Here is a 5,633-nt window from a genome sequence, read left to right on the forward strand (position 1 = left end):
CTCCGCCACAGTTGCGCCACCCACATGGTGGAAGGCGGCGCCGACCTGCGCACCGTGCAGTCCATCCTGGGCCATGCCGATATCTCCACCACCCAGGTCTACACGCACGTCGCGCTCGACCGACTGAAGCACGTGTACCGCAGCCACCATCCGCGCGCGCGCGCCCGGGCCGGAATGAAAGCCGTCACCACGCAGGAGAAGAAATGAGCAAGAAGAAATCGAGTCCGAGTGGTCCGATTCCACGCGCCATCGTCCGCTTCCTGCGCTCTTTGGAATCGGAGCGCCGAGCTTCGCGGCACACGCTGCGCGCCTATCGCCAGGATCTTGAGCGGTTCGCGGCCTGGGCCGGGGCCGGCGCCGACTGGCCCGCTGTCGACCACCTGCGCATCCGCGCCTTTCTTTCGCACCTGTACGATGAGGGACTCAGCAAGACCTCGGTGGCGCGCGCCCTGGCGGCTCTGCGCTCGCTCTACCGCTGGATGGCGCGCGAGGGCATGGTGGATCAAAACCCCGCCGCTCTGGTCTCGACGCCACGCCTGCCCAAGAAGCTGCCGCGCGTCCCCACCGTCGAAGAGATGAACTCCATGCTCGACGCGCCCATGAAGGAAGAAACCGCCTTCCCGGAGCGTGACCACCTCATCCTTGAACTGCTTTACGGATGTGGCTTGCGCAACTCCGAGCTGGTCGGTCTGGACCTCGAGGATGTGCAGTGGTCCAACGAGGCCCTGCTGGTCCGCGGCAAAGGGAAAAAAGAACGTCTAGTTCCGTTCGGCGAGGTGGCCCGCGCCGCGTTCACGGCTTACTTGCCGGCCCGGCGGGAGAAGCTCGCCGCAGTCAAGCGTTCCTGCTCTGCGCTGCTTATCAATCGTCGCGGCAGCCGGATCACCACCCGCAGCGTAGGCCGCATCGTGAAGCGCATCGCGCTGGCCCGCGGCCTCTCCGCCGACGTCCACCCGCACACTCTGCGCCACGCCTTCGGCACCCACATGCTGGAAGAAGGCGCCGACCTGCGCGCCATCCAGGAGCTGCTCGGTCACGAGCGCCTCGCCACCACCCAGCGCTACACCCAGCTCTCCGTCAAGCACATGCTGAAGGTGTACGACGACACCCATCCCCGGGCCAAGTAAGACCAACTAACCACAGAGGACACAGAGACACACAGGGGAAGACAGCCCCTGAGTTTTCCTGGGGTCCTCTGTGACCTCTGTGGTTAGAGTATTTCAATCCGCCGCTTGGCCTAATTGCTCGGCTTGATCCGGTTCTTCTCCGCGCAGCTTAAGCCACATGGCGACCACGCGCGCCCGCAGCTCGCGCGTCATCTGTTCGTAGACCACTTCCGCGTTGCCGCCCTTCTTGGGCGGATGGATAGGATCGCCGAACGCAATCTTCAGCTCGGCGAACTTCTGAAATGGCTTGCCGCGTGGCCACGCGTCGTAGAAGCCCTCGACCGCCACCGGATAGATGGGCACCTGCAGATGGTAGGAAAGGATGGCGGCGCCCTTCTTGAACGTCTTCGGACGCCCGTCGATGGAGCGCTCGCCCTCGGGGTACAGGGCGAGCACCTTGCCGCGGCGCAAGCCGTACGCGCCCGCCCGCATGGCCCGCACCAGATTCGCGTCCGGGTCCACCGGAATCAGCTTGATGGCGCGCGCGATCCGCCGGAAGATCCCTTCGCCGAAAATCTCGCTCGTCCCCACGTAAAACATCTCGTTCCACAGGCTCCAGGGCAGCAGGGTCGGCAGGAGGGGCGCTTCCAGGTAGCTCTGGTGATTGGGAGAGAGCAGGAAGGGCCCGTGCTTCGGCAGTTTCTCCATGCCCGTGACCTTCAACCGGAAAGCGTCACGCAGAAACAGGTTGACGGCGCGCCCCAGCAGGAAGATCAGCGCCGTCGAGATCGGCCGCGGCTTCGTGATGGCGGTGACTTCGGGGTCGTCGGTGTCCGTGGCCAGGATGGCTTCCCATCCGGGGAAGGCAGCGCGCTTCGCGCCTCCCGCGCTCATGCCCTTGCGCACGGCTTCGATCAGGTCGCGCACGGTGTAAACCTCGGAGACCACCGAGTCGTCCACCGAGGCTCCGAGCTCCTGCTCCAGCGCTACCAGCAGTTCCACCCGCTCCATGGAGTCCAGACCGAGGTCGAGCTCCAGATTGTCGTGGGGATGGACGGACTCCTTCTTCTCGCGCGCCGCTTCCCGCACCACTCGCAGGGCGCGCTGCACTTCGGGTTCGTCCAGCCAGGCCGCGTCTTCGGTGGAAAGCTCGCGCGCCGGCGCACCTTCGGCCTCGGCGGTCGCCGCGCCCTCCAGCACCCGCTTGCGGATCTGGTAGCGCTTCAGCTTGCGCGTGGTGGTGCGCGGCAGCTCTTCCTGCCACAGGTCGTAGCTCAGGATGCGCCGGGCCGCGGCCAGTTGCGCCGACAGCCCATCCAGGTCGAAGCGGATGACTTCGCGCGTGTTCACGATCTTCTTCTGCTTGAGCAGCTCGAAGTTGGGCACGACCACGGCGTGCAGCCGCTCCGCGAACGGTTCGCCCGGCCGGCTTTCCAGGCCCAGCACGCAAACTTCCTTGATCCATGGCGATTGCTCGTAGTGCGCCTCGACCTCCTCCGGGTAGATGTTCTTGCCCGAGCTGAGGACGATCACGTCCTTCTTCCGTCCGGTGATGAAGAGGTTGCCATCCGCGTCGAAGTAGCCCAGGTCACCGGTGTGGAGCCAACCGTCACGTAGCACTTCTGACGTGGCCTCCGGGCGCTTGTAATAACCCTTCATCACAAGGCGGCCGCGGATCAGGATCTCGCCCGACGCCGGCCCTTCTTCATCCTCGCGCACCTCCGCGTTATCCAGCCTCGCTTCCACTCCGTCGAGCGGCTTGCCCACCGACCCGATCACGTTCCGCCCGATCGGTGTAGCGAACGCTCCGCCGGAAGTTTCCGTCAGTCCGTAGGCCTGCAGGATGTCAAAGCCCATGGCTTCCAGGTCGCGTCCGATGGCGGCGTCGAAGCGCGAGCCGCCGGTGATCAGGAAACGCATGTGTGTCCCCAGCGCCTGGTGCGCCTTCTTGAAGAACACTTTTCCCAGGTTGATGCCCAGGCGGCGCCCCAGACGCGAAACGCCCATGAGCCCCCGGAAGGCGGCTTGCGCCGGCGCGCCTCGCTCCTTCACCTGCTTCAGGATGCGCTCGTGAATCAGGTAGAAGAACTGCGGCACGCAGCAGAACAGCGTGACGTCGCGCTCGCGCAGCGCACGCATCAGTTCGCTGGTGTTCAATTGCTCCAGGTAGACCACCCGCGCGCCCGCGGCGAACGGCAGCAGCAGGTTGGCCATTTGCGCCAGCGCGTGGAACAGCGGCAGCACACCCAGGATGGAATCCTGCGGCGTGATGCGAATGAAATGGAAAACCGCTTCCACCTCCGCCAGCAGGTTGTCATTGGTGAGTACGACGCCCTTGGGATCCGCCGTCGTGCCCGAGGTGTAGAGCAGCAGGACCGTCTCATCCAGCGCGGTGGCGACGGGAGCGAAGTCGCCCGGGCCGGCCGCGAGCATCTGGTCGACATCGGGCTGAGCGCTCTTGGCCGTCGGGTCCCTTTCGAGCAGGACCAGCCGGCAGTGCAGTCCTGCAGCCGCGTGCTCTCCGGCCGCCACGTGTCGCGCATCCACGAACAGCACCGCGCTGCCGCTGTCGGCCAGCAGGCGTGCCACCTGCTCCGGCTTGAGGGCGATGTCCAGCGGCACTGCCACCATGCCTGCAGCCACCGTGCCAAGGTAGGCAGCCACCCAGCGCGGTCCATTCGACGCCAGGATGGCGCACCGCGTGCCCCGCTCCAGACCTTGCTCCCCAAGCCAGCGTCCGATGGACTCCGCTTCCCGACGCAAGCCGGCGTAGGTGTGACGTTCCGGCGGCTTCGCCGGATCGGAGCGCTGCATCTCCACCGCTACGCAATCCGGCCAGCGCTCCACCGACTCCAGGAACCGGCGGTAGAAATTCGCCGCTCCTGCCGACGCCGCCGGAGCCTCCGGCGTGAGCACGGCTACATCCGAATTGGACGAACTCCGGCCCATGGACGGTTAGATGCTACGCCTGCGCTGAGGTGAAGGCCAGCCGCGGAGTGACAATCGGGCGATTGTCACAAGCGGTCGACTGGCGCAGCTAAGGGCAAAAAGTCGGAGCGAGCAGCTACTTCGTGATCACCCCACACGCGATGCGCGGCCCGGCGTTGCCCGCCGGATCGGACTTCATGTCATCGGCCTTCTCGTGGATCACCAGCGCCGTCCCGCCGTTGGCGAAGAGCGAGTTCGGCGGCCCTTCCTCCAGCGTTACCTGGTCATTCAGCAGACCGTGCCTGACATTGTCCTTGGTGCAGCACCGGCCATCCTTGTCCACGGTGATGTTGTACATGTCGCCGTTGTGGTGTCCTTCCGGGTTCTCCAGGCCATGCTTCTTACCGGCAGGGTTGAAGTGCCCGCCGGCGGACTTGAACGCGTCCTGCGGCGCAGCCGGGTCGGCCTCGCACTTGGCGTTCTGATGGATGTGGATAGCGTGCTCACCCGGCGGCAGGTTCTTGAGGTTCAGCGTAATGGCCACTCCTGCGTGGTCTTTCATCACCAGTGTGGCCGTGCCCACGCTCTCGCCTTTCGCGTCCTTCAGTTCCACAGTCTTTTGTGCGGGTTTGGACCCTGCCCATACCATCCCCACGGCGATCGTAAGGACGAAAAGTACCCGAATCCCTGCTTTCATCGTCTTGCTCCGTTCGTAGAGGATTGCTTTCCGACAGACCGCTATTCTAGCGCGTCGCTCGTGTCGGCGAACGCCGCTCAGAAGTGGGTGGCCAATAGCCAAAAGCCAATGACCAAGGGCCGATAGCCGGTCCCGCACCCTCTCCGGGCCTCGCGCATCCAATGTGTTACGCTGTCTTCTGGGCACGCCTGTGCCTGCTGAAGGAAGTTCCGATTGCTCAACGTCCTGCTGGCCAAGGTCATCGGCACCCGTAACGAGCGGGAGCTCAAGCGTCTCCAGCCCGCGGTCGAGCGCATCAATGCGCTCGAGCCCGAGATCGAGCGCCTCTCGGACGCCGACTTGCGCGCCAAGACCGAGGAGTTCCGCGAACGCATCCGCAAGCATTTGGAACCGTATACGGCCGGGATCGAGCGCGCCCGCGAGCTGGGCCCGGATGAAGTGGATCGCGCCCAGGACGAATTGCGCCGCGCCGAGCGCGAAGCCCTTGACGACCTCCTCCCTGAAGCCTTCGCCGTAGTGCGCGAGGCCGGCCGCCGCACCCTCAACATGCGCCACTTCGACGTGCAGCTTATCGGCGGCATGGTGCTTCATCAGGGCAAGATCGCGGAAATGAAGACCGGCGAAGGCAAGACGCTGGTCGCCACGCTCGCCGTGTTCCTGAATTCGCTGACCGGCCGCGGTGTTCACGTGGTGACGGTCAACGATTACCTGGCGCGCCGCGACGCCGAGTGGATGCGGCCGATCTACGAAGCGCTCGGCATCACCGTCGGCGTCGTCGTGCCCGGCATGCCGCCGGCGGCCAAGCGCGAGGCCTACGCCTGCGACGTCGTGTATGCCACCAACAACGAGCTCGGCTTCGACTACCTGCGCGACAACATGGCCTTCTCGATCGAGCAGAAGGT

General features: G+C 65.2%; 5 protein-coding genes. 3 read left to right on the top strand and 2 right to left on the bottom strand.

Features of this window, described 5'->3' with window-relative positions:
- Both VLE48_03770 and xerC read left to right on the top strand, forming a co-directional pair.
- Positions 1-207 (top strand): tyrosine-type recombinase/integrase (locus VLE48_03770; protein ID HSA92105.1); only part of this gene is annotated, 207 nt, incomplete at its 5' end.
- Complete coding sequence (gene xerC / locus VLE48_03775) at positions 204-1,127, top strand: tyrosine recombinase XerC (GenBank protein HSA92106.1); 924 nt, start codon at positions 204-206, stop codon at positions 1,125-1,127. The genes VLE48_03770 and xerC, both read left to right, overlap by 4 nt.
- Before the next feature lie 93 nt (positions 1,128-1,220).
- Here xerC and VLE48_03780 read toward each other — a convergent pair whose 3' ends face one another.
- Positions 1,221-4,022, bottom strand: a complete 2,802-nt coding sequence (locus VLE48_03780; protein ID HSA92107.1) for an AMP-binding protein — start codon at positions 4,020-4,022, stop codon at positions 1,221-1,223.
- A 148-nt stretch (positions 4,023-4,170) separates the two neighbouring features.
- Entirely contained in the window at positions 4,171-4,731 is a 561-nt protein-coding gene (locus VLE48_03785; protein ID HSA92108.1) for a superoxide dismutase family protein, read from the bottom strand.
- 213 nt (positions 4,732-4,944) lie between these two features.
- Here VLE48_03785 and VLE48_03790 point away from each other — a divergent pair.
- On the top strand, positions 4,945-5,633 hold a 689-nt coding region (locus VLE48_03790), incomplete at its 3' end, for a hypothetical protein (GenBank protein HSA92109.1).

The organism is Terriglobales bacterium (assembly GCA_035454605.1).
GTDB lineage: Bacteria > Acidobacteriota > Terriglobia > Terriglobales > Acidobacteriaceae > DATMAB01.

What these genes read in the sequence shown, in the direction of transcription:
- xerC (HSA92106.1), top strand. Translation starts at nt 204, where the DNA reads ATGAGCAAGAAGAAATCGAGTCCGAGTGGTCCGATTCCACGCGCCATC.
- VLE48_03785 (HSA92108.1), bottom strand. Translation starts at nt 4,731, where the DNA reads ATGAAAGCAGGGATTCGGGTACTTTTCGTCCTTACGATCGCCGTGGGG.